Here is a 998-nt window from a genome sequence, read left to right as displayed (position 1 = left end):
CCGCCGGGGAGCCGCCGATCCGGTTGTCGCCGCAGCCGGCGCGTCGCCGGTGCCGCGCATGTGCCAGGCGATCGCGGCGGTTGCGCTCGCGAGGGCCGCCGAGGCCCACCAGGCGCCGCTCCACCCCGTCAGCTGTGCGGAGCGGCCGCGGGCGTGGTCCAGCATCCAGTCCACGGCGATCACGAACAGCACCGCGCTTGCGAACCCGGCGACCGCGCGGATCACCAGCCAGGCGAACACGTTGTGCGCCAGCGGCATCAGCGCCAGGCTGGCCACGAGCGTGACGAGCGCCAGCCGCCACGTCGTGGTGGTGCGGACCAGTCGGGGTGCTGCCACACCCGTGAGCGCCCCCGCGAGGTAACCGGCGTAGTTGGCGGTGGCGAGGCCGGCCGCCCCCGCCGGGCTCAGACCGGCCTGCGCCGTCATCAGCGGCAGGATGGGGGTGTAGACGAATCTGCCTATGCCCATGGCCGCCGCCAAAGCCGCTGCGCCACGGGCGATGTGCACGTGTGGATGGGGCAAGAGCATGACGCCATCGTGGGCGGTGCACCGCGGTGCCCGCCAGGACCGCTTTACTCCCACCTGAAAGGCGCTGCCTCACAGCGGAGCTGGACGGCTAGAGCTTCGCGCCGAGCTCCGCCAGGATCGTCGCGGTCGGCTTCTCCTCGGCATGCCGGTATCCCGTGCCCGCCCACAGGTGCACGAGGTCGGCTTCGCCGGCCGCCGCGGCCGCCTTGCGCAGCGGACTGGTCAGGTGGTGGATCGCGGGATAGCCGAGCGGAGCCTGCGATTCGAACTCGTCGATGAACCGGTTGCGCAGTCCGCGGGCCGGCCGCCCGGTGAACGCGCGGGTGAGGACGGTCTCGGTACGCAGCGGGTCGGTCAGCGCGGCGCGGTGGGTGGCCGAGGCCCTGCTCTCCTCGGCCCGCAGCAGCACGGTGCCCACCGCGACCGCGGCGGCACCGGCGCCCAGCACGGCGGCGACGTCGCCGGCGGTG

At 74.0% G+C, this 998-nt stretch carries 2 protein-coding genes; both read right to left on the bottom strand.

Going from position 1 to position 998, the window contains the following annotated elements; all coding sequences use genetic code 11:
- Nucleotides 1-528, bottom strand: a 528-nt coding sequence (locus tag MVA01S_RS29970; protein WP_255251737.1) for a YbfB/YjiJ family MFS transporter, incomplete at its 3' end; no start/stop codon positions are given.
- An 88-nt stretch (nt 529-616) separates the two neighbouring features.
- On the bottom strand, nt 617-998 hold a 382-nt coding region (locus MVA01S_RS29965), incomplete at its 5' end, for a nitronate monooxygenase (RefSeq protein ID WP_174539021.1).

This window comes from Mycolicibacterium vaccae NBRC 14118 = CIP 105934 (assembly GCF_001552715.1).
Taxonomy (GTDB): Bacteria; Actinomycetota; Actinomycetes; order Mycobacteriales; family Mycobacteriaceae; genus Mycobacterium; species Mycobacterium vaccae.
Note: the sequence above shows the minus strand (reverse complement) of the source record. Positions and strands in the feature narration are given on the sequence as shown.